General features: G+C 69.8%; 21 protein-coding genes. 17 read left to right on the forward strand and 4 right to left on the reverse strand.

The window, feature by feature from the left end; translation table 11 throughout:
* The first annotated feature begins 169 nt into the window (after positions 1 to 169).
* The 3 genes from G555_RS0101935 to G555_RS0101945 are packed head-to-tail and all read left to right on the forward strand — an operon-like array spanning position 170 to position 3,314.
* Positions 170 to 1,291, forward strand: coding sequence for a tyrosine-type recombinase/integrase (locus tag G555_RS0101935; RefSeq protein WP_028707571.1), 1,122 nt, complete (start codon positions 170 to 172; stop codon positions 1,289 to 1,291).
* A 5-nt stretch (positions 1,292 to 1,296) separates the two neighbouring features.
* Positions 1,297 to 1,638 carry a helix-turn-helix domain-containing protein gene (locus tag G555_RS0101940; RefSeq protein ID WP_028707572.1) on the forward strand — a complete coding sequence of 114 codons (342 nt, stop codon included), beginning with the start codon at positions 1,297 to 1,299 and terminating at the stop codon, positions 1,636 to 1,638.
* Between the two features lie 8 nt (positions 1,639 to 1,646).
* A complete protein-coding gene (locus tag G555_RS0101945) occupies positions 1,647 to 3,314 on the forward strand; it encodes a hypothetical protein (RefSeq protein WP_028707573.1) in 1,668 nt (555 codons plus the stop codon).
* Positions 3,315 to 3,376: 62 nt separating this feature from the next.
* On the opposite strand, the gene G555_RS0101950 is transcribed toward G555_RS0101945, so the two are convergent.
* A complete protein-coding gene (locus tag G555_RS0101950; RefSeq protein WP_211223143.1) occupies positions 3,377 to 3,841 on the reverse strand; it encodes a hypothetical protein in 465 nt (154 codons plus the stop codon).
* Positions 3,842 to 4,048: 207 nt separating this feature from the next.
* Here G555_RS0101950 and G555_RS0101955 point away from each other — a divergent pair, with 207 nt between their 5' ends.
* The 4 genes from G555_RS0101955 to G555_RS0101970 all read left to right on the forward strand — a co-directional run bounded on the left by G555_RS0101955 (position 4,049) and on the right by G555_RS0101970 (position 7,141).
* A complete protein-coding gene (locus G555_RS0101955) occupies positions 4,049 to 4,507 on the forward strand; it encodes a hypothetical protein (protein ID WP_028707575.1) in 459 nt (152 codons plus the stop codon).
* Positions 4,504 to 5,988, forward strand: coding sequence for a type IV secretory system conjugative DNA transfer family protein (locus tag G555_RS17300; protein WP_245581168.1), 1,485 nt, complete (start codon positions 4,504 to 4,506; stop codon positions 5,986 to 5,988). The genes G555_RS0101955 and G555_RS17300 overlap by 4 nt, the downstream gene beginning before the upstream one ends.
* Complete coding sequence (locus G555_RS22740; RefSeq protein ID WP_156887384.1) at positions 5,981 to 6,361, forward strand: hypothetical protein; 381 nt, start codon at positions 5,981 to 5,983, stop codon at positions 6,359 to 6,361. Before G555_RS17300 ends, G555_RS22740 begins: the two co-directional genes overlap by 8 nt.
* Before the next feature lie 423 nt (positions 6,362 to 6,784).
* The gene (locus tag G555_RS0101970; RefSeq protein ID WP_028707576.1) at positions 6,785 to 7,141 is read left to right on the forward strand and encodes a hypothetical protein; all 357 of its coding nucleotides are present in this window, start codon (positions 6,785 to 6,787) and stop codon (positions 7,139 to 7,141) included.
* A gap of 262 nt (positions 7,142 to 7,403) precedes the next feature.
* On the opposite strand, the gene G555_RS0101975 is transcribed toward G555_RS0101970, so the two are convergent.
* Together G555_RS0101975 and G555_RS0101980 are read right to left on the reverse strand one after the other, a co-directional pair.
* Complete coding sequence (locus G555_RS0101975; RefSeq protein WP_245581169.1) at positions 7,404 to 8,531, reverse strand: sensor histidine kinase; 1,128 nt, start codon at positions 8,529 to 8,531, stop codon at positions 7,404 to 7,406.
* Positions 8,528 to 9,241, reverse strand: coding sequence for a response regulator transcription factor (locus G555_RS0101980; RefSeq protein WP_028707578.1), 714 nt, complete (start codon positions 9,239 to 9,241; stop codon positions 8,528 to 8,530). The genes G555_RS0101975 and G555_RS0101980 overlap by 4 nt, the downstream gene beginning before the upstream one ends.
* Positions 9,242 to 9,994: 753 nt before the next feature.
* On the opposite strand from G555_RS0101980, the gene G555_RS0101990 reads away from it, so the two are divergent.
* From G555_RS0101990 to G555_RS0102010, 5 genes are all read left to right on the forward strand, one after another.
* On the forward strand, positions 9,995 to 11,500 hold the full coding sequence (locus G555_RS0101990; protein WP_028707580.1) for a multicopper oxidase family protein: 1,506 nt from the start codon (positions 9,995 to 9,997) through the stop codon (positions 11,498 to 11,500).
* 104 nt (positions 11,501 to 11,604) lie between these two features.
* The gene (locus G555_RS0101995) at positions 11,605 to 11,922 is read left to right on the forward strand and encodes a hypothetical protein (RefSeq protein WP_051208205.1); all 318 of its coding nucleotides are present in this window, start codon (positions 11,605 to 11,607) and stop codon (positions 11,920 to 11,922) included.
* A gap of 42 nt (positions 11,923 to 11,964) precedes the next feature.
* Positions 11,965 to 14,409, forward strand: a complete 2,445-nt coding sequence (locus G555_RS17305; protein WP_051208206.1) for a heavy metal translocating P-type ATPase — start codon at positions 11,965 to 11,967, stop codon at positions 14,407 to 14,409.
* 103 nt (positions 14,410 to 14,512) lie between these two features.
* Positions 14,513 to 17,284 carry a heavy metal translocating P-type ATPase gene (locus tag G555_RS17310; RefSeq protein WP_036920695.1) on the forward strand — a complete coding sequence of 924 codons (2,772 nt, stop codon included), beginning with the start codon at positions 14,513 to 14,515 and terminating at the stop codon, positions 17,282 to 17,284.
* Positions 17,256 to 17,600, forward strand: coding sequence for a metal-sensitive transcriptional regulator (locus G555_RS0102010; protein WP_084634522.1), 345 nt, complete (start codon positions 17,256 to 17,258; stop codon positions 17,598 to 17,600). The genes G555_RS17310 and G555_RS0102010 overlap by 29 nt, the downstream gene beginning before the upstream one ends.
* Positions 17,601 to 17,702: 102 nt before the next feature.
* Here G555_RS0102010 and G555_RS21645 read toward each other — a convergent pair whose 3' ends face one another.
* On the reverse strand, positions 17,703 to 18,344 hold the full coding sequence (locus tag G555_RS21645) for a DUF305 domain-containing protein (RefSeq protein ID WP_169337846.1): 642 nt from the start codon (positions 18,342 to 18,344) through the stop codon (positions 17,703 to 17,705).
* Between the two features lie 206 nt (positions 18,345 to 18,550).
* On the opposite strand from G555_RS21645, the gene G555_RS0102020 reads away from it, so the two are divergent.
* The 5 genes from G555_RS0102020 to G555_RS0102040 all read left to right on the forward strand — a co-directional run bounded on the left by G555_RS0102020 (position 18,551) and on the right by G555_RS0102040 (position 23,519).
* Positions 18,551 to 19,324, forward strand: a complete 774-nt coding sequence (locus tag G555_RS0102020) for a prolipoprotein diacylglyceryl transferase (protein ID WP_028707583.1) — start codon at positions 18,551 to 18,553, stop codon at positions 19,322 to 19,324.
* Between the two features lie 28 nt (positions 19,325 to 19,352).
* The gene (lnt, locus tag G555_RS17320; protein ID WP_051208214.1) at positions 19,353 to 20,927 is read left to right on the forward strand and encodes an apolipoprotein N-acyltransferase; all 1,575 of its coding nucleotides are present in this window, start codon (positions 19,353 to 19,355) and stop codon (positions 20,925 to 20,927) included.
* 46 nt (positions 20,928 to 20,973) lie between these two features.
* On the forward strand, positions 20,974 to 21,435 hold the full coding sequence (locus tag G555_RS22745) for a hypothetical protein (RefSeq protein ID WP_051208216.1): 462 nt from the start codon (positions 20,974 to 20,976) through the stop codon (positions 21,433 to 21,435).
* 187 nt (positions 21,436 to 21,622) lie between these two features.
* Positions 21,623 to 22,798, forward strand: coding sequence for a YibE/F family protein (locus G555_RS17330; RefSeq protein WP_245581175.1), 1,176 nt, complete (start codon positions 21,623 to 21,625; stop codon positions 22,796 to 22,798).
* A gap of 100 nt (positions 22,799 to 22,898) precedes the next feature.
* Entirely contained in the window at positions 22,899 to 23,519 is a 621-nt protein-coding gene (locus G555_RS0102040; RefSeq protein WP_028707584.1) for a DUF305 domain-containing protein, read from the forward strand.
* Positions 23,520 to 23,577: the final 58 nt, after the last annotated feature.

Consider the following 23,577-nt stretch of genomic DNA (forward strand, 5'->3'; position numbering starts at 1 on the left):
TTATTACATTAGATGTAATCGACCAGGGCCGGGATCGTGCGGATTCCCTGGTCAGGCAAGGGTATCAGTGGGCGACAGTTGGGCGCTGCGAAGCGGCTCGTGACCGGGGGAAACGCGCCACTGCTTACATTAGATGTTCTTTTCTTACATTAGATGTAAGACTATCGGGGTGGACTTCGAGGACGGGAACCGGCCTGGATCGGTGACGGCGCTGCGGCCGGGCAACGTGTCGTTGCTGCGCCCGGTGGAGCAGGTCTTCGATGACATGCTGGCCGGCTGGTCGGCGCAGCAGTCCTCGCGGATGCTGAATGCGAAGACGATCAGGGCGCGACTGGCGCAGGTGCGCCGGTTCGCCGGGTTCTGCGGGAGCCTGCCGTGGGAGTGGACTCCTGCCGACATCGAGGAGTGGACGACCGAGCTGGTCTCCGGCGACAAGCCCTGCTCGCACGGCACGATCCGCTCTTATCAGAACGCGGTCGCGTTGTTCTGCGACTTCCTCACCGACCGTCGTTACGGGTGGGTGGAGCGGTGCGAGGAGCTGTTCGGCACCCACCCGGTGCAGGTCTGCCACGAGTGGAACACCGCGATCCACACGGGCGATCACGAGGCACGCCCGACGGTGCGACCTCTGTCGCGGATCGAGGTGCAAACCTTCTTCGACTATGCCGACGATCGCGTCGACCAGGCCCGCACACGCGGGAAGAAGGGCTGGAAGTCGGTATTCCGCGACGCGACGCTGTTCAAGATGATCTACGCCTTCGGGCTGCGTCGTCGTGAGGTCGGGATGCTGGACCTTCATGACTTCACCCGCAACCCGACCGCGACCGAGTTCGGCCGGTTCGGGGTCTGCAACGTCCGGTGGGGCAAAGCCAGCCGTGGCTCTCAACCCCGGCGTCGCGCGGTGCTGGCGGTGTTCGACTGGACCCGCCCGGTGATTGAGGAATACGTCACCGAGGTGCTGCCCCTGTTCGACACGGCCGGCAGCGGGATGCTCTGGCCGACCGAGCGACAATCCAGGGTCAGCGGGAGCTACATCGGGCTACGGTTCGCCGAGTACCGCGACGAGCTCGGCTTCGACCCCGCCCTGCACCCGCACTGCCTGCGGCACTCCTATGTGACGCATCTGATCGAGGACGGCTTCGACCCGCTGTTCGTGCAGCAGCAGGTCGGGCACCGCTGGGGATCGACCACCGCCCTCTACACCGGCGTCTCCGGCGACTACCGGAACCGCACCCTGCGCCGCGCTCTGGACGCGGCGTTCACTCCACCATCGGCGATCGAGGAAGGCTGACCATCATGACGAAGACCGTGGCCTATCGCTGGCACGTCCGCAAGGTGATGAACGAGCACGGCATGCAGTCCACCACCGACCTGGTGCCGCTGCTGGCCGAACGAGGCGTGGTGATGACCTCCACGCAGGTCTACCGGATCGTGACCGGGCAGCCCGAGCGGTTGAACATGCGGTTCCTGGCCGCGCTCTGCGACATCTTCGATGTCACACCGAACGACCTGATCGAGCCCTACGTCGCGACCAACTCCCGGCGCGGCCGCAAGACCGGCACCACCGGGGCGGCCACGCCGTCGAAGCCGAGCAAGAACCGTCCGACTCGCGCGGTCATCAGACCGGCCGGGGACTGATCGACTGAATGGCGAGCACGATCGTCCGCGGTACCTGTTTCCGCTGCGGACGGGACAAGAACCTGCGCTGGAACCACATCCTGGATCGGGGCGAATGCCGAGCCTGCCGCGCGCAGCGCTCACCCGAGGAGGTCTGCACGGGCTGCGGCAGGACGCGACGAGTCAACGCCCGCACCGACGATGGCGGCGCGATCTGCGTGACCTGCTACGCCCGCACTCGCACCGCCGAGGACGCCTGCGACGAATGCGGCACTCTCGGCCCACTGGCTACTCGGGCCGGCGGGAAGCGCGCGGGATCGCGGAACCTCTGCCCGCGTTGCTACCGCAACCCGAAGCGGGTCTGCTGCGTCTGCGGCCGGCTCAAACGGATCGCGTTGAAAGCCACCGCGACGACGCCGGATATCTGCCCGACCTGCTACCAGGCGCCGGTGATCGACTGCTCGATCTGCGGGTGGCAGGCCCTCGGCCGCCGCACCACCAATCATGGCCGTCCCCGCTGCTTCGCCTGCCAAGCCGCCCAGCAGATCGACGCCGCACTCACCGGCCCAGGCGGGACGATCCGCCCCGAGCTCAAAGGCGTCCGCGACGCGCTGACCGAGCTTCGCCAACCCCGGTCGCTGCTGAGCAACTGGCGGGGTCTTGCAAGCCTGCGCCTGCTCACCGACATCGCCGCCGGCCGGCTCGACCTGTCCCACGATGCTCTCGATGCCCAGCCGCAGGTCTTCTCGGTCAACTACCTGCGCGCCATGCTCGTCGCCGCCGAGGCGCTCCCGCCACGCGATGAGAACGCCACCAGGCTGCACCGCTACGTCACCGAAACCGTCGCCGGCATCACCGATCCCGAGCTACGCGGAGTGCTGACACGCTACGCCCGCTGGCACGTCGCCGGCCGCGCCAAGACCAACCGCCACGGTCGCATCAGCGCGCACGTCGCGGCCCGCTGCCGGGGCGACATTCAGACCGCCAAGAGCTTCCTCGACCACCTCACCGCCTACGGCCATGACCTCGACGATTGCCCGCAAGCCTGCATCGATGCCTGGCTCGGCGGCCCCAGTCGGAGCGCCCGTCTGAGCTTCATCCGCTGGCTCAAACGAGGCGGCTACCTACCCCGAGTACGACTGCCGGAGCCCATCGCGCCGAAGGACCCAGGCCACGACGCTGATCCTGACGAACAACTCGCCCTGGCCCGACGGCTCCTGCACGACCCCGACTCCGCCAGCATCGAGGACCGCGCCGCAGCCTGCCTGATCCTGCTCTACGCCCAACCCGCCGCGAAGATCGCCGCCCTAACCACCAGCGACATCAAGGTCAGCGACGGCGACACCTACCTCGCCCTCGGCCCCGAGCCACTGCTGCTCATCCCGCCGCTCGACGCCCTGGTCACCGCGCTGCCGGTCGCCAAGCCCTTCGGCACGGCAAGCACCCTCTCCGATCCCCGCTGGCTGTTCACCGGGAAGAACGCCGGCACCCACCTGCACCCCACGTCGCTCATGGCGCGCATGAACCGGCTCGGGATCATCACCCGCGCCAGCCGCAACACCGCCCTGCTGCACCTGGCATCCACGACCCCGCCCGCCGTGTTCGCCTCCCTCACCGGCATCAGCATCGGCACCGCCACCCGCTGGGCCGAACTCACCGGCTCCGCCTGGAACAACTACGCCGGCGCGCGCCGCTGACGCTGAGCAGCCTGGCGCGCTCGGGGAGGGCCACCAGCCCGAACCATCAAGAGGGCGGAGGGTTACAGGTCTCGAATGTCCTCGACACCCTGATCGCCAATCTCGAAGATCGCCACCTCGGGGTTCGTGTCAACGAGGTACCTGTTCAGCAGGTCGCTGACTCGATCGATGGTCTGCGTTGCGTCGTCGATGGAGTCGTAGAGCTTCCGATACAGCTCGGGGCTGTCCCAGCCGGGGATGCCCTTCCATCCGCCGTGGTCGAACAGCAACCGGTGGACCAGATAGTTCCGCGCCTCGACAAGGGTGCGGTACTCGGCTTGGAGATGGTCTGGAAGCTGAGGCTCCACGGCCTTTGCTTTCGCCCCCAGCGTGCTCCGCTCGCGAGGGGGCTTGCCCAGCAGCACCTGGTGGATCGTCTCTGCGGCGGCTTCGGCGACCTGGCAACGGGCGATCGCTCTGCCGAGCAGCAGGTACAGCAACTGCTGAGCGTCCTCCGGGTTACCGGGAACGGGGACCTCCTGTGCCAACAGACCACCTCTCAGATCAGCGTCGCGCATGGCACCAGATGCTTGCGATCCCTCCTCGCCCGACGACCTCAGCCTACCGTCGCCGACCCCCATGGGTTCTGCCGCGCACCTCGTGGCATGGACATTTCAACCGCTTCGAATAATTGCTAGCGCCGGTTTAACCCCACCCCGACCAACCTCGTCCAGCCCTAGTTAAGGAGTCCGTTCATGCAGCAGCAACGCCGCCACAACCCCTACCCGCTCACCTGGGAGATCCCCCTCGCCGTCCTCTTGGGCGTGGTCCTGGTGCTGTTCTACGGCCTGCACGCCGGTCGCGGGCTCGCGATCTGGCTGGCCGGGTACGGCTGGCACTGGCCGACCCCGACCGCCCTGGTTTCCAGCATCCCCGGCGTGGTGGCCGGTGACCCGCACGCCGGGCTGGCCGACGGCGCCCTACCCGCCGGGGCGACCGCCCCGGTGTTGGTGTGCATCATCGTCGCCGAACTCGTCCTGCTGGCCGGGATCACCCTCCTCACCGTGTGGGGGTGGGCGCGGTGGGGGCCGGGCCGCATCCTCGGCATGGCCACCCCCACCCAAGTCGAACACGTCCTCGGCGTGAGCCGCCTGCGCAAGGTCCGCCACGTCATCCGCCCCGACCTGTACCCCAAGAAGCGAGCACTCCGATGAGCATGATCACCCACCATGAAGCCAAGCCACGCCGCGTCCGGTTCGACCCCCACCACGTGGGGTGGCGGATCGGCCGCGCCCACCACCCGCGTGCCGGGGACCTGTGGTGCCCGTGGGACCGCACCTGCGGGGTGATCGGCCCCCAGGGCTCGGGCAAGACCCTCGACATCCTCGTCCCCGCCCTGCTCACCGCCCCCGGTGCAGCGTTGGTGACCCTCACCAAACCGGCCGACCTGCTGCTGTCGTGGCAGGCCCGCACCCGCGACGGCCGGCCCTGCCACGTCCTGGACCCGTTCGGCGCCGTCCCGGGCCTGCCTGAACTGGTGTGGAACCCGATCGACGGGTGCGTCGACCCGCTGGTGGCGGAACGCCGGGCGAAGGCGTTCACCGCCGGCACCGTCAAGGCCGGCGCCTCCGGCAGCGGTGATGCCGCAGCCCGGTTCTACGCTGCTGAGGCCGCCAAGGTGCTGCAGGGCTACTTCCACGCCGCCGCGCTCACCGGGCAGACCCTCGACGTCGTCCTGCGCTGGGTCGCGAACCCGCTGGCCACTCAGGAACCCGCCGAGATCCTGCGCGAGCACCCCGACGCCGCCCCGTTCTGGCACGGCCTGCTCACCGGCGCGCTCACCGGCGACGACCGCACCGCCGGGAACACGATCACCACCGTCCAGCAAGCGTTGACCTTGTTCTTCCAGCCAGACATCCGCCGTCGCTGCATGCCACGTCCGGGGCATCCGGCCACCGACATCGCCGACATCATCCGGCGCGGGGGCACCATCTACCTGCTGGGACGCGAGGACCCCTACGCCAGCGCCAGCCCGCTGATGACCGCCCTGGCCGAACACGTCCTCGACACCGCCCTCGCCCTCGCCACGGCCAGCGAGCACAACAAGCTGTGCCCGCCGATGCTGGCCTGCCTCGATGAGTTGCCCTCGACCGCACCCCTGCCCACCCTCCGCATCCGGATGGCCAACGAACGAGCGTTGGGCATCTCGTTCATCTGGGCTGCACAGACGTGGCGGCAGCTCGCCGCCCTGTACGGCGAGCAGGAAGCCCGCGCCTTGCTCGGCCTGACCAACGTGCTGGTCATGTTCGGCGGCAGCAAGGACGGCGGGTTCAACCGGGAGATCTCCGAACTCGTCGGCAGCGTCCGCGTCGCCCGCACCACCTGGCAGACCGGCGGCAAGGGTGGACGCAGCGTCAGCGGGGAGGACATGGCCATCCTCAAACCCGAGGAAGTCCGGCAGATCCCCACCAAGCAGGCCCTCGTCGTCCCCGAGAACGCACCCCCGATCATCGCCAAGCTGTCGCGCTGCATCGAGGGCAAGACCGGACGCCAACTGTTGGCCGAACTCGCCGCCACCCGCACCATCGTCGAGCGTGCGCGTGCTGACGAGGTCTCCATCGAGGCCCGCCAACTCGCCGCCCTGGCCAACGCCCGCCGGCACGCACTCACCGAGGCGGCCGACCACGATGGATAGGACACCGGACAAGTCGCTGGTGTGGACGTTCCCCACCCCCAACACCCCACTGTTGGCCGTCGCCTACCGCGACCTCTACCTCGCCGCAGAGGGCACCGCCCAGCAGAAGGAGATGCTCGGCGACCCGGCCCTGCTCCCGCGCCCGTGGGACCCGGCCACCTGCCAGGACCCGCTCCTACGCCAGGAAGTGTGGGACTGGCTGGAAGAGTTCGTGGTCTGGTTCAACCGCGACTACGTGTGGGACCCCAACGCCGGCATGATCCGTCCTCGCCGGAATCATCACGCTGCTACGCGACCAGTTATGCGACACGCCCTAGGCGCGCACGTGGGAGGACGACCAGCTCCGGCTCTGCCCCGTCTTGGTTGGTCTTAGATCGAGGGATCCGCAGAAGCAGTCCCGAGGGTCGGGCTGGAAGTCCTCGACGGTGGCGGCCGCGATCTCGCTGCGCCGGAGTGCGCCGACGAAGACGACCATCAGCAGGGCACGGTCGCGGGCGCCAGTCAGACTGGGTTCTCGGCGTCCGGATGCCGTGGTGTCGGTGGTGGGGCAGGCGGTCAGCACGTCGAACAGCAGTGGTGGCTTCAGGGGCGTGGCGCGTCAGAGTCGGCGGCTGTGCTCCCGGCGGATGCCAGCTAGGACGTAGCGCACATCGGTGGCTGTGGGGTCGGGGAGGCCAGCGGCGGCGTGGTTAGTGCCTGAGTGCGTTCCCGGATTCCTCAGGGATTGTGCAGCACTGCACAACGGTTGTATAGTGGTACACAGATAGCTAGCCGCCAACCCGGGAGGACCGACAGCATGACCATGCAGCCCTACGAGCTCGGCGACACCGAGCTGACCGGGGACCAGCGCGAGGCCTTCGAGCGGATGATCGACATGATCGCCGCCCGCTACCCGGGCCGGGGCCACGGACAGCATCCCGACGAGGAGATGATGGGGGAAGCCATGAGTGGCGCGCTCATGGTGCTAGTGGGGGACGCCACGCTGGAGGGTCTCGCGCAGGAGTGGTCGCGGGCGCGCGTGGCTGAGCGGGAGGCCATGGGTCGGCTGACGGGGGCGGTCATCGCTACTGCGGATGCTGGGGTTGCGGAGACGGTGATCGCCGAGCGAACGGGCCTGAATCGCCGCTCGGTGCGGCTGGCTTTGGGGAAGTGAGCCCCGCGCGACACCCCGCCCTTTTGCGGGAAAGGGCCCATTCTGAACAAGCACAGAAATACCTGATGACCGACCTGTGGACCTCGGCCCGGAGTCGTGCCGGGTGTCATATGGAAGCGGACGTTCTGCCTACTGTCTCCTGGACGACGCGGACGGCTTGGCGTCAGCTCGCAGGCCACCCGGACGAGGGCGTGACGCCGGCGCAATGAGCGGCTGTCCGGTCAGCGTCCACAGCGGAGGAGCGGGTGTCACGGTCTTGCCCTCACCGCCCCGATTGGTGCGTTTCCCTGGGGAGGGTGAGTCGCAGGGTGGCGCCGGTGCCCTCCCCGTCGCTGGTGGCGGTGAGGCTGCCCCCGTGGGCTTCGGCGAGTGCTTTGGCGATGGTGAGCCCGATGCCGGATCCGCCCTTGTCGGCCTCCCTGGCGGCGTCGCCGCGGTAGAAGCGCTCGAAGATGTGCGCGAGTTGTTCGGCGGTCATGCCTTGGCCTGTGTCGGCGACGCTGATGGTCACGGCGTCCGGGGTCGAGGTTGACGTCACGTCGACTCGTCTCCCCTGGGGGGTGTGTCGGAGGGCGTTGGTGAGCAGGTTGCCGAGGATCTGGGCGACGCGCTGGGGGTCGGCTCGGACCGGCACGTCGTCGACTCGGACGGTGAGGGTGACGCCTTTGGTGTCGTAGGCGTGCCTGGCCTGACGGATCGCCGGCTCGACCAAATCGGTGAGCGGTTGCACGCTGGTCTGGAGTTCGATGCGTCCTTCTTCGGCTCGGGACACCTCGTCGAGGTCGCGGGCGAGCCGAGTGAGGCGTTGGGCTTGTTGCTCGACGACGGCTTGGGTGTTGTCGTCCCAGGTGAGGACACCGTCGGCGATCCCTTCGAGGTGGGCGTTGAGGGTGGCGATGGGGGTACGCATTTCGTGGGCCAGGTCGGACAGGAGGCGCCGGCGGGTGTTCTCGACGTCGCCGAGGCGGTCGGCCATGGTGTTGAACGTGTCGCCCAGGGTGCTCAACTCGGGGCCGCCGCCCGTGACGGTGACCCGGGCGTCGTAGTCGCCACGGCTGAGCCGGCCGGCCGCCTGGGTCAGGAGCTCGACGGGATGGCCGATGCGGCGGGTCAGGTACCACGAGATCCCGAGGGAGGCGGCGAGCGCGACCAGCAGCCCGACGGTGAGGGAGATCATGCTGGCGTCGGCGAAGGCGCGTTCGATGTGGACGATCTCGGGAGAGTCGGGCGGGTGGCCCGTGTCCAGGAGGTGGGCGTGGAACAGCGGTGGCCCGATGATCGCGGCGGTCAGGCCGGCGCTGGCCACGATGGCGAACAGGACGATGGCTTGGGCGACGAACAGCTTGGTGCCGAGCCGCCACGCTGCGATCGCCTCAAGCAGGCGGGTCACCCTCGTCCCATCCGGTAGCCGACGCCGCGGATGGTGGTGATGTAGCGCGGTTCGGTCGGGTCGTCGTCGAGTTTCTTGCGGAGGTTGGCGACGTGGACGTCCACGACGTGTTCGTCGCCGACCCACGCGGTGTCCCACACGGCGTCGATCAGTTGGCGGCGGCTGAGCGCCAAGCGGGGTTGGGCGGACAGGACGTCGAGGATGTCGAACTCGGTGCGGGTGAGGGCGACGGGGTGGTCGCCGATCCACACTTCGTGGCCGGCGGCGTCGATGCGCAGGTCGCCGAACACACGCTGATCCTCCACCGCGGGGGCGGCGGCGGGTGGGCGGCGGGGGCGCCGCAGCACGGTCTGGACGCGGGCGACGAGTTCGCGGTTGCTGAACGGCTTGGTGAGGTAGTCGTCGGCCCCCACGGACAATCCGATGAGCCGGTCGACCTCGTCGCCGCGAGCAGTCAGGATCAGGATGTAGCAGTCGGAAAAGGTGCGGATCTGGCGGCACACCTCGATGCCGTCGAGGCCGGGCAGCCCGAGGTCGAGCACGATGACGTCGGGGTCCTCGGCCCTGGCCTGGTCGAGGGCCTCGGGGCCGGTGTGGGCCTGGCTGACCTGGTGGCCCGCGCGGGTGAGGTAGGACGCGATGACGGCGGCGAGTGCGCGTTCGTCATCGACGACCAGCACCTTGGTCGGCAGTGCACCTTCGCTGTTCATGTCAGCCAGTATGGCCGCGGCCGGCGCGCCGGCGGTCGGCGGGGCCGGGCTCTCGCGCGGGTCTTGATGCGATCTTGAGAAGGTCCCGGTCGGACGATGTGGCAGCGCCGGGCGCTGTGTCCAGCCGGTGTTCGAGCCAGCGCTGGAGGGACGCCGTTCTCTCGACCGCGCCGTGGAACCGTACGGCGCCTCCTATCGGGGAGGGACTTCGAGGCGGGATTGCGACCCCTTCGATTTGCGATTGGGTGCCGAGCGCGGCTGGGGTGTCAGGCGGGACCTGCATGGACGAGTGAGGTGAACGCCGTGCAGCTGGTTGATGGCCGCATCGGTAGGCGGGTGGGCTCGACGAGCTTGTCGACGGCCGACAAGGCCGTCGCAGCCTCGCCCAGCCGGCGTTGGCAGGGTTCGCTGGGCGACATCACCAGGTGGTCCGATCTTGACCGAACCTGAACCTGCGCCATACGGCGGCGCCACAGCAGGCGGCCACAGTGGCAGGAGGCTAGGAGAGGGGAGCGCTATGGGCTGGGAGATGTGGGTCCTCATGCTCATCGGCATGGCCGGCTTCTGGGCAGTGGTCCTGTTGGGCATCCGGGCGCTGTTCCTGGCGGGCGGAAACACGCCTGAGCAGGAATTCCGCGAGGCATCCGAGAACGAGGCGACTCCCGGGCGCTCGCAGCCTCGGGCTTTGGCCGAGCCGCCGGCCCGGACCGACTCCTCCTCAACGTCTCGAATAGCACCCATCGAAAGGCACCCATGACTGGCATGTCCCGACGCACGCTCCTGCTCGGTGGACTCGGCCTCGGCGCCGCCGCCCTGACCGGCTGCACCACCGCGCCGGCCGCCGGCCCCGTCCCCTCCGCGTCTGGCCCGATGCCGACGCTCCCGCCGGCCACCCCGAGACCCGGGCAACGGATCGTCGAGCAGGTCTTGACCGCCAAGCCTGTGACCCTCGACCTCGGCGGACCCACCGTCCCTACCTGGGCCTACGGCGACACCGCGCCCGGTCCGCTCGTGAGGGCTACCGCGGGTGACTTCCTCCGGATACGTCTTGACAACCAGTTGCCCGCGGACACCACCATCCACTGGCACGGGATCCGGCTGCACAACAAGGCCGACGGTGTCCCCGGCATGACGCAGGACCCGGTCCCGGCCGGCGGGTCGTTCACCTACGAGTTCACCGCTCCGGATCCCGGCACGTACTTCTTCCACCCGCACGTCGGCGTCCAGCTCGACCGCGGCCTGTACGCCCCCCTGATCGTCGACGACCCGAACGAGGCGGGCTCCTACGACGCCGAGTGGGTGGTCGTGCTGGACGACTGGGTCGACGGCACCGGACGTACCCCCGACGATGTCCTGGCGAAGCTGATCGCCGACGGGGGCCCTGCCCCGAGCGGGGGCATGGGCGGGATGGGTGGGATGGGTGGCATGGACCACGGCGGTCACGGTGGCGGCAACGCTCTGCAGCCGTGGGGGGATGCCGGCGACGTGACGTACCCCTACTTCCTGATCAACGGGCGCGTCCCCACCGCACCCGCCACGTTCGAGGCCAGGCCGGGCCAGCGCGTGCGGATCCGGCTCATCAATGCGGCGTCCGACACGATCTTCACGGTCGCGCTCGGCGGCCACCGACTGACGGTGACCCACGGCGACGGCTTCCCCGTGGAACCGCGGGAGGTCGACGCCCTCTACCTCGGCATGGGCGAGCGCTACGACGCCCTCGTCACCCTCGACGACGGCGTGTTCCCCCTGGTGGCTCGTCCGTTCGGCAAGACCGAGGGCGGCCAGGGCCTGGCCCTGGTCCGGACGGGATCGGGTCAGGCCCCCGGCCCCGACGTGTCGCCCGCCGAACTGGCCAGGCGGATCCTGCTGGCCACCGACCTGCGTCCCCACGAGTCGGTGAGGCTGCCTTCACGATCGCCGGACGCCACCGCGCAGATCTCGTTGGAGGGGTCGATGAGCCCGTACCGGTGGGGCATCAACGGGGCCCCGTTCGGGCAGAACCAGCCGCTCACCGTGCGTGAGGGGCAACGGCTGCGGCTCAACGTGATGAACATGACGATGATGACCCACCCCCTGCATCTGCACGGGCACACGTTCGCGCTGCCGACAGGGCTACGGAAGGACACGGTGCTTCTGGCGCCGATGCAGTCGATGGCGCTCGAGCTGGACGCCGACAACGTCGGCGACTGGATGGTCCACTGCCACAACATCTACCACGCCGAGGCGGGCATGATGATCGGCCTGCTCTACCGCGGCTGATCCGGATCGTTGACGCGACCTTGACGGTTCCCACAACCAGACCCGACCTTCGTCGACCAGCCTTGCTGGTGTAACGATCCGACCAACGCCAAGGAGCCCCTGCCATGAATCACGACCACACCGACCATCGCGCCATCCCGCCGGCCGGCAGCGACCCGTACGACCGGTTCGCCGCCGACCCGTTCGCGCCGACCACCCCGGCACCGCCCGTTGGGCAGCCGGCCCCTACGGCCCAGCCCGTGCGGCACCGGTGGTGGATGCACCTGCTGATGTGCGCCCCGATGCTGGCCGTCGTCGGATTCCTCGTCGCCACCGGGGCGGCCGGGTTCGGCGCCATCGGCTACGCCGTACTGTGCATGGCGATGATGGGCGCGATGATGCTGTTCATGAACCAGGGCTCCGCTGGCGGCCACAAGCATTGACCCCGGCACCCCCACGCCCGTCCGCCCTGACAGGAGAATGTGATGAACCTGAACTCCACCGCCGAGTCGGTCGTGCTGCACGTGGGTGGCCTGCACTGGGCCACCACCGCCCACGGCGTCGAACAGACCCTCCTGACCCGGCCAGGCGTGCTGGCGGTCGACGCGAACGCGATCTCCCAGACGGCGACCGTCACGTTCGACCCGACGCGGACCGACGTCGCCGAACTTCAGGGCTGGGTGCGCGAGTGTGGCTACCACTGTGCCGGCGAGTCACAGCCCACCCACGTGTGCGTTCCCCGCATCGAACCGCCAGGTCATCCCGGCGGGCACGCAGCCCCGGACGCCCACGCGCGGCACGGCGGCCCCGGAACCACGGTGCCGCACGGTCATGGGGGGCACGACCAGGCGGCGAGCCACGCCGCGGGGGTGGTGATCTCGCCGCATGACGCGATGGGTCATGGCGGTCATGGGGGGATGTCGATGGACGCCATGGTCGCCGACATGCGCAACCGGTTCCTGGTCGCGGCGGTGCTGTCGGTGCCGATCACGTTGTTCTCCCCGATGGGACGCGACATGCTCGGCTTCGGGCTGCCGGCGCCGTTCGGGTTGCGGGACGAGGTGTTCGCCCTGGTGTTGTCGCTGCCGGTGGTGTTCTACGCGGGCTGGATCTTCTTCGACGGGGCTTTCCGCGCCCTGCGGAACCGGACGCTGGACATGATGGTGCTGGTCGCGATCGCGATCGGCGCCGGGTGGCTGTACAGCCTGTACGTCACGCTCACCGGTGGTGGCGAGGTGTTCTTCGAGGCGGCCGCGGTGCTGACCACGTTCGTCTTGTTGGGGCACTGGTTCGAGATGCGGGCCCGCGGCGGCGCGAACGACGCCATCCGGGCGTTGCTGGACCTGGCGCCGCCGATGGCGACGGTGATTCGTGACGGGGTCGAGGCCGACGTGCCCACCAGCGAGGTGCTGGTCGGCGACCTGGTGCTGGTCCGTCCCGGCGCGAAGGTGCCCGTCGACGGCGTCGTCCGGGAGGGCCGTTCCGAGGTGGACGAGTCGATGGTGACCGGGGAGTCCTTGCCGGTCGACAAGACGGTCGGTTCAGCGGTGGTGGGGGCGTCGATCAACACCACGGGGACGCTGCGGGTGGAGGCCACCAAGGTGGGCGCGGACAGCGCCCTGGCGCAGATCGTCGCGCTGGTGCAGCAGGCGCAGAACTCGAAGGCCCCCGGCCAGCGGCTCGCGGACCGGGCGGCGTTCTGGCTGGTGCTGGTGGCCATCATCGGAGGAGGGCTCACGTTCGGGGCCTGGCTGCTGGCCGGCGCGTCGGTCCAGACGGCGATGCTGTTCGCGATCACGGTGGTGGTCATCACCTGCCCCGACGCCCTCGGACTGGCGACGCCGACCGCGATCATGGTCGGCACCGGTCTGGGCGCCAAGCGAGGAGTGTTGTTCAAGAACGCCACCGCCCTGGAGACCTCCGCGAAGGTCAACACGGTGGTGATGGACAAGACCGGCACGCTCACCCGCGGCGAACCCGAGGTGACCCAGGTCATCGCCGTCGGGGGCGACCCCCACCTCGACCTGGTCGCGGCGGTGGAGCGCGAATCCGAACACCCGCTCGCGGCCGCCGTGGTCACCCATGCCGACGCCCTCGGCGTCGCGACCCGTAAGGCTGCCGAGTTTCGCAACGTGCCCGGCCACGGGGCCACCGCCGTCGTCGACGGACTGGACGTTGCGGTCGGAAACCGGCGGCTCATGGAGTCCCTCGGTGTCGACCTGTCGGCGGCGGGGCCGATCCGCGAGCGGGTCGCCGCCCAGGGCCAGACCGCCGTGTTCGGAGCGGTGGACGGCCGCATCGTGGCGGTCATCGGGTTGGCGGACGCCCCCCGCGAGACCTCCGCCCGGGCGGTCGCGGCGTTGCACGACCAGGGCGTGCAGGTGGTGATGCTGACCGGGGACAATCAGGCGACCGCACAGCGGATCGCCGCCCAGCTGGGGATCGACACGGTGATCGCGGACGTGCTGCCCGGCGACAAGGCCGCCCATGTGGCCGATCTACAACGCCAGGGGCGGGTGGTGGCGATGGTCGGTGATGGTGTCAACGACGCCCCTGCTCTGGCCCAGGCTGACGTGGGGGTCGCGATCGGGGCGGGCACCGATGTGGCGATCGAGACGGCCGACCTGGTCCTCATGCGGTCGGACCCCCTCGACGTGCCGACCGCCCTGACCATCGGCCGTGGCACGCTGCGGAAGATGCGGCAGAACCTGGGCTGGGCGGTCGGTTACAACGTGGTCGCCCTGCCGATCGCGGCCGGCGTGTTTGCCGGCGTCGGGCTGACCCTACGGCCAGAGATCGCTGCGCTGTCGATGTCCGGTTCCAGCCTGATCGTCGCTGTCAACGCCCTGCTGCTGAAGCGGTTGCGGCTTCCTGACGAGCACCACCGCCGACCAGGCACCCCGGCCGCGCAGGCTGCGTCGGGATCTTGACGCGACCTTGATCCGATCCTGCCGATCCGGACACGAGACCCACCTAACCTGACACCAGAAGCGGTACCCCTGGGGGGTATCAGGACAGGGTGAGGTGGTTGGGATGAGTTGGCTCGTCATCGGCGGCGCGGTGGTCGTCACCGGGTTGTTGTGGTGGTTCTTCTTCGGTCCGAAGCGGGCCGGACAGGTGAGCCTGGAGGACGGCGTCCAGGTGGTGCGGGTCACCGTGGACGGTGGCTACAGCCCGGACGTGATCGAGGGCGTCCGCCCGGGCGTACCGGTCAGGCTCCTGTTCGACCGGCAGGAGAGCGGGGAGTGCACCTCGCGGGTGGTCATGCCCGACTTCAAGGTCAACGCAGCGCTGCCGGCGTTCCGGACCACGGCGGTCGAGTTCCTTCCCACCGAAACGGGGGAGTACCGCTTTGCGTGCGGGATGAACATGGTGTCCGGGGTGGTCCGGGTCAGCGGGAGCCCCCCGGCCGATACCCAAGGCGGCGGCACCGTAGTGGAGCAGGCCTCCCGGCCGGTGGACGGAACGACCGCGGCCGGCGGCACCGCCCCCGACGCGGAGGCGGAGGAGGCTGAGCGTGCCGCCGAGATCCGCGACTTGACCCGCCGCCTGCTGGTGGGTGCGGTGCTGTCGGCGCCGGTGCTGGTCGCGGTGATGGCGGTGGAGTTGTTCCAGGCGATGTGGGTTCCCGAGTTCCTGATGAACCCGTGGCTACAGCTGGCGTTGATCGCTCCGGTGATGTTCTATACCGGCTGGCCGATCCACCGGACCGGCTGGAAGGCGCTGTCGCACCGGACCGCCGACATGAACTCGCTGATCACCTTGGGCACGTTTGCCGCCTTCGGCTACAGCCTGGTGGTCACGTTCCTGCCCTGGCTGCTGCCCGACGCGCTGCGGCATGTGTACTACGAGGCCGTCGGGGTGATCATCACCCTCATCCTGCTCGGGCGGCTGCTCGAGACGAAAGCGAAGGCCGGCACCGGTGAGGCGATCCGTGCCCTGATCGGGCTGCAGCCCCGCACCGCGCGCGTCGAACGCGACGGTGCCGAACTCGAGGTCGGCGTTGACGAGGTGCGGGTCGGAGACATCGTGCTGATCCGTCCCGGGGAGAAGCTCCCGGTCGACGGCGAGGTGACCAGCGGCTCCTCCTCGATCGATGAGTCCATGGTGACCGGCGAGTCCATGCCGGTCACCAAGTCCGTCGGGGACACCGTGATCGGCGCCACCATCAACACCACCGGCGCCCTGCGCTACCGGGCCACCAAGGTCGGCGCCGACACGATGCTGGCCCAGATCATCAGGCTGGTCCGCGAAGCCCAGGGCTCCAAGGCGCCCATCCAGCGGCTCGCCGACCAGGTGTCCAGCTACTTCGTGCCCGCGGTGATCGTGATCGCGGTGTGGACCTTCGTCGCCTGGGTGCTCGTCGGCCCGCCGCCGGTGTTCATCTTCGCGCTCGTCGCCGCCGTGTCGGTGCTGATCATCGCCTGCCCCTGCGCCCTAGGGCTCGCCACTCCCATGTCGATCACCGTCGGCACCGGCAAAGGGGCCGCGCACGGCATCCTGATCCGCTCCGCCGAAGCGCTCGAGACCGCCCACAAGCTGCAGACGATCATCCTCGACAAGACCGGCACCCTGACCCGCGGCGTCCCGGCCCTCACCGACGTCATCCCCGTGACCGACGGCGGTGAGGACCGCCTCCTGGCCGCTGTCGCCGGGGTCGAGCGCGCCTCCGAGCACCCGCTGGCGGCCGCGATCGTGGCCGGGGCGACCGAGCGCGGGCTCGCTGTGCCCGAGGTCGACGGGTTCGAGTCCGTCACCGGCCAAGGGGTGATGGCGCGGGTCGACGGGCGGCCCGTGCTGGTCGGCAACCGTCGGCTGCTGGACGCGTTCGGGGTGGACGCGGCCGTCCTGCTCGCCGCCCACGACCGGCTGGCCGCCGAAGGCAAGACCGCGATGCTGGTCGCGGTCGACGGACACCCCGCCGGCGTTGTTGCTGTAGCCGACACCCTCAAGGAAGGCGCCCCGGCGGCGGTCGCAGCCCTCCAGGCCCGCGGCATCGAGGTCGTGATGATGACCGGCGACAACCGGCACACCGCCGCCGCGATCGCCCGCCAGGTCGGCATCACCCGCGTCGTCGCCGAGGTCATGCCCGACCACAAGGCCGCCGAGGTCCGGCGCCTGCAAGCCGACGGCAAGGTGGTCGGCATGGTCGGCGACGGCATCAACGACGCCCCCGCCCTCGCCCAGGCCGACGTCGGGTCGGCGATCGGGACCGGCACCGACGTCGCGATCGAGTCCTCCGACATCACCCTGGTCTCGGGGGCACTGGTGGGCATAGTGACCGCTGTCGACCTGTCCCGGGCCACCATGCGCAACATCAAACAGAACCTGGTGTTCGCGTTCCTGTACAACATCCTGGGCATCCCGATCGCCGCCGGCGTGCTCTATCCGGCGTTCGGGATCACCCTCAGCCCGATCATCGCCGCAGCCGCGATGGCACTGTCGTCGCTGTCGGTGGTTGCCAACGCCAACCGGCTCCGCCGGTTCACCCCCCGTCCACTGGCTGCCACCACCCGAGTGGCGGACGTCGACCCGCTCGTCGAGGTGGGCGGCAGCGTCGAAGCCTCACACCACACCCAACGAAAGGAAACCACCATGTTCAGCCTGTTCGGCAAGAAGAAAGACACCACCACCGCCAAGGTCGTCGACCCCGTGTGCGGTATGAAGATCAACCCCGCTGACGCTGCCGCCACCCGCGACCACGACGGCACCACGATCCACTTCTGCTCCACCCACTGCGCAGCGGCGTTCGACACCGACCCCCACCGCTACGCGCATGGACCCTCCGGCGCCGGCCACCACTGACCCGGGCGCTGCAACACCCGCAGCCCAGCGGAGCGCGTCGGGCCCACGGACCCGACGTGCCCTGCTGGGCCGGCTGCGGCGCATCGAGGGACAGGTCCGCGGGATCGCCCGGATGGTCGACGGCGACGCCGACTGCATCGAGATCCTCACCCAGGTGGCCGCAGTCACCCACGCCCTCGAAGCCGCAGCCCTGATGCTGGTCGACCAACACCTCCGCGACTGCCTGCAGCGGGGGGCAGCCACCACCCTGGCCGACGAGCAGACCGAACAGGTGGAGCAGGCCCTCCGGGCCGTCGAACGGCTGCTCCGCACTTGAAGCTGGTCCTGCGTGTGAAGAGGGGCGGGTGGGTCGCGAACGCGACCCCCCGCCCTTGCGCGTCACGCCTCCGTCGGGCCGCCCGCGGGGGCAGGGCCTCGATCAGGCTGTGCCGACCGGTCGGCCGCCCGGCAGGTCGTACCATTCCTGCAGCCAGTCCTGCATCTGGGCGATCTCTGCCAGTTGGGCGTCTCGGATGTCGGTGCACAGGGTCAGCAGTTCGTCGTGCTCGGCGTTCGCCAGGCACTTCTCGGCCTCCCGGATCGCACCCCGGTGGTGGCGGATCATCGACCGCAGGAACGCGACCTCGAACTCCTCGCCGTCCAGGGCGTGGAACCGGTGCATCGACTGCATCCCGGTCATGTCGGGCTCGTGGTTGATGCCGTACCAGTCCTGCAGCCACTGCTGCATGGTGGCGATCTCGGCCGACTGGGTGGCCACGATCGACTCACACGTCGCTGCGAGCTCGTCGTGGACCGCCTTCTCGACGCACATCTCGGCCATCATCACCGCCATGTGGTGGTGGTCGATCATCCCGGTCAGGAAGTCGACCTCGAACCGGGCCGCCTGATCGGACGACGCCGGTGCGCTCGCCTGTGCCGGTGGTGCGGCCGCCACCGCCACCCCGGTCAGGGCGCCGGTCGCCAGCAGGGCGCAGTCAAGCCGGACGCCACCCGTCGGGTCAGGTTCGTGTGTTCCATCATGCCTCCCTTGGTTGTTCGCCTCAGGTGTGAGGATGGGCATCGACGCTACCCACCGGGGTTTCGCGGCGTCGAGCCCCGGATCGGGGTTCTTGGCCGAATCTTGAGGTTTTCGCCAGGCACCCCCGCCCAGTTTCATCGGCTTCTTGACGTGATCTTGGCTGCCGCTCAGGGGGCCCTTGACCCCGGCCCGCGACAGTGGGAGCCGGCGTGCCACGCGGGTGCGTCGCTTGATGGAGGAGTCTCGCCGTGTGGCCGGTGTTGTTCTCAGTGTTCGGAATCCAGATCCAGTCGTACGGGGTGAGCAAGGCGCTCGCGGCGCTGGTCGCCGCGTGGCTGCTCGGCCGGGCCTTCCGCCGGCTCGGCTTCCCGGTGGAGCAGGCGCACTCGCTGGTTCTGTGGGCGGCGGTGTGGGGGTTCGTGGCCGCCAAGGTGTACTTCCTGATCGACAACCGTGCCCAGTTCAGCTGGCACCTGCTCGGTAGCTCGGGGTTCGTCTGGTACGGCGGGCTGATCGGCGGCATCCTCACCGTCGTCGTCCTGACCCGCCGCTACCGGCTGCCTCTGGCCAGCGTGGCCGGCGCGACCGCGCTCCCGCTGTCGGTGGCGTACGGGATCGGCAGGATCGGCTGTTTCCTGGCGGGCGATGGCACCTACGGCACGCCGACCGACCTGCCCTGGGGGATGGCCTTCCCGGACGGCGTGGTGCCGGTGACCGTCCCGGTTCACCCGGCCCAGTTGTACGAGGCTGCCGGCGCGTTCGCGATCGCCGCCGTGCTCTGGCTGTTGGCCCGCCGCTGGCTGCCGCTGTCGGTGTTCGGCGGCTACCTCGCCCTGAGCGGGGCCGCGCGACTGCTGGTCGAGATCGTCCGGGTCAACGACCGCGTCCTGCTCGGCCTTACCGAAGCGCAACTGTTCGGCGTGCTCAGCATCATCGCCGGCGTCATGCTGATCGCGGTCGACCGCCGGCAGCGGACCCCCGAGCCCGCCGCCGCACTCCCGGTCGAGCCGGCGCGCGTGTGATTCGCTCGGTGGACTGGCCTCGCCGGCGATGACGACCCTGCGGACCGCACGGGACGCGGCGTGGGCCCGGCAGCGGTGGCCGCGTCACTGGGCGCCCTTGGTCGTGGGCGGGGCGGCGGGGTTGGTGACGGGCACGGGTGTCGCACCGCTGGGCTGGTGGCTCGCCCCAACCCTCGGCGTCATGGTGCTCACCGTCGCCGTGCACCGGAGCACGTCGCTCCGGGCTGCGGCTGCCGTGGGGCTGGCCTACGGCCTTGGCCTGTCCGGACCAACCCTGGGCTGGATGGCCGCCATCCACCCGGCCGCCCTGGTAGGGCTGCTGTTGCTCTCCTCCAGCTGGTCTGCGGTCACGGCCGTGCTGGTCCGCGCCGCCGGCCGGAGCCGCGGCTGGCCCGTACTGGCAGCCCTGGCCTGGTTGGGCGTGGAGTTCCTCGCCGCCCGCGTCCCGTTCGGCGGCTTCGGCTGGCTGCGGCTCGGCTACACCCAGATCGACTCGCCCCTGGCCGGGCTGTACCCCTTCATCGGGGTGGCCGGCGTCAGCTTCTCCGTGGTCCTCACGGGACAGCTGGGCGCCTGGATCCTGCTGGGGCCCTCCAGGCGGCGCCTGGCCTGGTCCGCGGCGTGGCTGGTCGTCGTCACCGGCGCCGCCACCGCCGGTACCGTGACCCCGACCCCGCCCCCTGACGGCGTCGTCACCGCGGGCTGGGTCCAGGGTGGCGCACCCGGCGGCGGCGTCTACGGCCTCGGCCCGCCTCGCACCATCACCACCAACCAAGCACGGGCCACCCGCGAACTGGCCGCCGCGATCGACGCCGGCCGCCTGCCGGCCCCCGACTTCGTCGTGTGGCCCGAGAACGCCACCGACCTCGACCCCGACACCGACCAGCGCACCGGCCAGCTCGTCGAGCAGTCCGTCGCGGCCGTGGGGCGTCCCGTGCTGGTCGGCGCCATCCTTGACGGTCCCGGACCCGGCCAGCGGCGAACCGCCGCCCAATGGCGCGAACCCGACGGCCGGATCGGGCCCACCTATCAGAAACGCTCGATCGTCCCGTTCGGCGAATGGATCCCGTTCCGAGACGTGCTGCTGCCGCTGATCCCTGCCCTGCGCTACGTCGGCGCCCAGTCCGTGGCCGGCACTGATCCGGGTCTTCTCGACGTACAGCTCCCCGACGGACGCTCGATCAGCCTCGGCGTGCTGGCCTGCTTCGACGTCGCCTTCGACCCCGTCGTGCACGACCTCGCCACCGCGCAGGCCGTCATCGTGCAAAGCAACAACGCCATGTACCAGGGGACCGCCCAGATCGAGCAACAGTTCGCCATCACCCGGGCCCGGGCAGCGGAACTGCGCCGCGACACCCTCGTCGTCACCACCAGCGGCATCACCGGACTCATCGATCCCACCGGTCGGGTCACCGTGAAGGTCACCGAACCGGGTCCCGCCGTTGGAGTGGTGCAACTCGGCCTGCGCACCGGGACCACCACCGCCAGCTGGCTCGCCACCCCCCTGGAGGTCACCGCGACCGTGGCCGCCGCGCTCTGGATCACGGCGCTCACGCTGACGCCTTCGCCGCGCAGGCGCTTTCATCCCTTGGTCGGATCTTGACCAGAGCCGGGCCGACACCACACCGACGTCACGCACCCTCGACGGTATGGACACCAGCCTGACCGACCCCCCGGCATCTACTCTGGCCGCCGACAGCGTCACCGCGGCCACCCCGTGGCGGGCCCGCGCCGCCGGGGCGTGGGCGGCCACCCGAGCCACGTTCGGGGCCCTGCTCGGGCTCGCACCGCATGTCCTGCACCACGTCGGGTTCCTCGCCGGCGCCGCCCTCCTGACCGGCGTCGTGGGCAACACGGTGCTCTACGCAGCCGGGATGCTGCTCAGCATCCCGATGCTCAACCGCCTCCGGAAACGGTTCGGCACCTGGAAGGCGCCAGCGCTGGGGGCGATCGCCTTCACCAGCCTGTTCACACTGTCCGCGTTCGTGATCGGGCCCGCCCTCAACCCGACACCCGTCGCACCCCAGCCCGCGGCGACCACTGGCCCCACCGGCCAGCCGCTGGAGGAACACGACGGGCACCACCCAGACACGAACCAGACCAGATCTTGACCCGGCCTTGACCTCCGGCTCATGCGCTGGCTGCCACGCTGGACGATCGTGACCACACCTCGCCTCGTCCCTCCGGTGGCCACCCCATGAGCGGGGGTCACCATCACCACCACGGGCATGATGGGGTGGACGCCGACGTGCGCGTCTCCCGGACGGCCCGCTCGCGACACTAGTGCTGTTGGCCGTCGTGGCGGCGATCACCATGGCGGGCTTGGTGTGGTTGTGGCCCACGGAGCGGGTGTTGCCGGAGGGTTCGGTGCTGACGACCGAGGGGATCGTGCCCGTGCGCGGGCAGATCACCGCGATCGAGCCGTGCCCGGCGGCCCCGGACGCCCCGCCGACCGGGCCGGACGCCGGCGTCCAACACGCCTGCCTCGTCGCCCAGGTCGAACTCGACCGCCGGGCGGGCGAACTCGTGGACGTGGAGCTGGTGGGAGTGACCGCGTGGAGCGGCCTGCAGCCCGGCGACGGCGTCCACGTGGCCGAGGTCGGCGCCACCGAGGGGGTGCCCGGGGGATGGTCGTTGATCACGGTTGACCGGATCCCGGTCCTGGCGATCTTCACGATCCTGTTCGTGGTGGCGGTGCTGGTCGTCGCCGGCCGGAAGGGCTTCTTCGGGCTGCTGGGGCTGGTGGTGTCCGGGGTGGTGCTGTTCGGGTTCATGATCCCGGCCCTCACGTCGGGACAGCCGGCTGTGTGGGTGGCGATCGTGGGGTCGACCGCCATCATGTTCGTGGTGCTCTATCTGGCCCATGGGGTGTCGTGGCGGACCACGTCAGCGTTCGTCGGCACCTGGTTGAGCCTGTTGGTGACCACCGGCCTCGGCGCGCTGGGCGTCTCGATGGCCCGGCTGAGCGGCATCTCCAGTGAGGAGACCCTCGCGCTGACCAACCTGCTCGGTGACCTCGACTTCCCTGACATCCTTACCTGTAGTCTGGTGATCGCGGGCCTGGGCGTGCTGAACGACGTGACGATCACGCAGGCGTCGTCGGTGTGGGAGGTCCGGGCCGCCGGGCCGCACCTGAGCCGGGGGCAGTTGTTCGCCTCGGGGATGCGGATCGGCCGCGACCACATCGCCTCCACGATCTACACCATCGTGTTCGCGTACGCCGGCGCTGCGCTGTCGCTGTTGCTGCTGTTGTCGTTGTACGAGCAGCCCCTGAACCTGCTGCTGTCGACCGAGCAGTTCTCCGAGGAGATCATCCGCACCCTCGGCAGCGGCATCGGCCTCGTGCTGAGCGTTCCCCTCACCACCGGCGTGGCCGCCCTCACCGTCGCCGGCGCGGCTGGGGCGGCTCGCCGATCGGGTAGAGGAGCCGACGACCCCGAGCGGGCCGCCCCGGGCCCCCGGCGAGCGATCTAGGTCAAGGTATGGCCAAGCTTCGTTGCGCAGCCTTGAAAGACGGCGGGTGCCCCGCTTCCCTCGGGGGTGCGGCCGATTGTCTGCGAGAAACAGGAGAACAATGAGAGCAACACCGAAGTGGGTCACGATCGTGATGGGCGTCGTGGTAGCGGCAACCATGCTGGGGGCGTGCTCGGCCACGCCGGCGGCCACTCCCGGCCCAGCCTTGACGACGGCAGGGTCAGCGAACCCGGACAGTGCGGCCGTCCACAACGAGGCAGACACGGCGTTCGCGCAGATGATGATCGTGCACCACCAGGGTGCGATCGAGATGGCCGACCTCGCCGCCCAGCAGGCCCAGAGCGCGGACGTCAAGGCGCTGGCCGAACGCATCTCGGCCGCCCAGGGCCCCGAGATCGAGACCATGAGCGGCTGGCTTGCCGCGTGGGGCGAGGATCCGATGCCGGCCGAGAGTGACATGCCCGGGATGGACCACTCGGGCATGGACATGGACGGGAGAAGCCAGGAAGAGGTGATGGCCGAGCTGCGAGGCTTATCGGGCGCCGACTTCGACAGGCAGTTTCTCACCTCGATGATCGCCCACCATCAAGGAGCGATCGAGATGGCCCAGACCCAACTCGCCGACGTCCGCGACCCGCAAGCCATCGAGCTGGCGCAGAAGATCATCGCCGACCAGGAAGCAGAGATCGAGGAGATGCAGGGATTGCTCGCATCAGCGTAGGAACCCGACCGTGGCGAGGGGCCGGCAGGTGCTGCCGGCCCCTCGCCCTCGGACGACC

This window comes from Propionicicella superfundia DSM 22317, from assembly GCF_000423465.1.
GTDB lineage: Bacteria > Actinomycetota > Actinomycetes > Propionibacteriales > Propionibacteriaceae > Propionicicella > Propionicicella superfundia.

Coding starts and splice junctions, on each gene's coding strand:
- G555_RS0101990 (WP_028707580.1), top strand. CDS start 9,995: ATGACTGGCATGTCCCGACGCACGCTCCTGCTCGGTGGACTCGGCCTC.
- G555_RS0102010 (WP_084634522.1), top strand. CDS start 17,256: ATGGACCCTCCGGCGCCGGCCACCACTGACCCGGGCGCTGCAACACCC.
- lnt (WP_051208214.1), top strand. CDS start 19,353: ATGACGACCCTGCGGACCGCACGGGACGCGGCGTGGGCCCGGCAGCGG.
- G555_RS22740 (WP_156887384.1), top strand. CDS start 5,981: ATGGATAGGACACCGGACAAGTCGCTGGTGTGGACGTTCCCCACCCCC.
- G555_RS0101955 (WP_028707575.1), top strand. CDS start 4,049: ATGCAGCAGCAACGCCGCCACAACCCCTACCCGCTCACCTGGGAGATC.
- G555_RS22745 (WP_051208216.1), top strand. CDS start 20,974: ATGGACACCAGCCTGACCGACCCCCCGGCATCTACTCTGGCCGCCGAC.
- G555_RS17310 (WP_036920695.1), top strand. CDS start 14,513: ATGAGTTGGCTCGTCATCGGCGGCGCGGTGGTCGTCACCGGGTTGTTG.
- G555_RS17305 (WP_051208206.1), top strand. CDS start 11,965: ATGAACCTGAACTCCACCGCCGAGTCGGTCGTGCTGCACGTGGGTGGC.
- G555_RS0101980 (WP_028707578.1), bottom strand. CDS start 9,241: ATGAACAGCGAAGGTGCACTGCCGACCAAGGTGCTGGTCGTCGATGAC.
- G555_RS17300 (WP_245581168.1), top strand. CDS start 4,504: ATGAGCATGATCACCCACCATGAAGCCAAGCCACGCCGCGTCCGGTTC.
- G555_RS0101940 (WP_028707572.1), top strand. CDS start 1,297: ATGACGAAGACCGTGGCCTATCGCTGGCACGTCCGCAAGGTGATGAAC.
- G555_RS0101945 (WP_028707573.1), top strand. CDS start 1,647: ATGGCGAGCACGATCGTCCGCGGTACCTGTTTCCGCTGCGGACGGGAC.
- G555_RS0101995 (WP_051208205.1), top strand. CDS start 11,605: ATGAATCACGACCACACCGACCATCGCGCCATCCCGCCGGCCGGCAGC.
- G555_RS21645 (WP_169337846.1), bottom strand. CDS start 18,344: ATGCCCATCCTCACACCTGAGGCGAACAACCAAGGGAGGCATGATGGA.
- G555_RS0101970 (WP_028707576.1), top strand. CDS start 6,785: ATGACCATGCAGCCCTACGAGCTCGGCGACACCGAGCTGACCGGGGAC.
- G555_RS0102040 (WP_028707584.1), top strand. CDS start 22,899: ATGAGAGCAACACCGAAGTGGGTCACGATCGTGATGGGCGTCGTGGTA.